Annotated in this window: 1 protein-coding gene; it reads left to right on the top strand. The window is 58.8% G+C overall.

Annotation, left to right across the window (positions count from 1 at the left end; genetic code table 11):
- Positions 1-35: 35 nt before the first annotated feature.
- A partial coding sequence (locus tag AC1D0P_RS26360; RefSeq protein ID WP_477679425.1) for a cation:proton antiporter occupies positions 36-789 on the top strand: 754 nt, incomplete at its 3' end.

Here is a 789-nt window from a genome sequence, read left to right as displayed (position 1 = left end):
CCCTCGCCATAAGCGTCATCGGCACTTTGGCTTTCATGGCCTTCAGTTTCACCATCGGACGACGCCTGGTGTTCGAGGCCATCAGGCTTACCAACGACACGTTTCGCAGTGATCTGCCCGTCTTGAGCGCGATAGTTGCGATCATGGGTGGCATGGCGATCATTACCGACCTCATCGGCGTGCACACCGTGCTCGGCGCTTTCGTGGCTGGCATTCTCGTCGGGGAATCGCCAATCCTCACCCGTCAAATAGAGGGGCAGTTGCGCGCATTGACGACCGCACTGTTCATGCCGGTATTTTTTGGTCTGACGGGTCTCAAGACCGATCTCAGCGTGCTCCTCGACCCCCACATTCTCCTGCTTGCGGTCGGCCTTATCGTCATTGCTAGCGTCGGCAAATTCGCCGGCGCATTCACCGGTGCTCGGTTTGGAGGATTTTCCATTGCCGAGGCCATGGCGTTGGGATGTGGCATGAATGCGCGCGGGTCGACGGAAGTGATTGTAGCCTCGATCGGGCTTGCAGTGGGCGTTCTCGACGAAAAGCTGTTCTCTGTGATTGTTGCAATGGCCGTCGTCACCACCATGGCGATGCCGCCCTCGCTCAGATGGGCGTTGGCAAGGTTGCCGATGCGCTCAGAGGAGCGGGACCGGCTCAAACAGGAAGAGTTCGAGGACCAGAGCTATCTGGCGAATTTCGAGCGCATCATGCTCGCTGTCGATCTCACGCCCAGCAGCGACCTCGCGGCCCGCATCGCAGGCCATTTCGTAGTCATGAGGAAGACGCCAGTTA

This window comes from Polaromonas sp. P1_G2 (assembly GCF_056405515.1).
The sequence above is the reverse complement of the archived record's forward strand: the minus strand, read 5'-3'. Positions and strand labels throughout refer to the sequence as shown.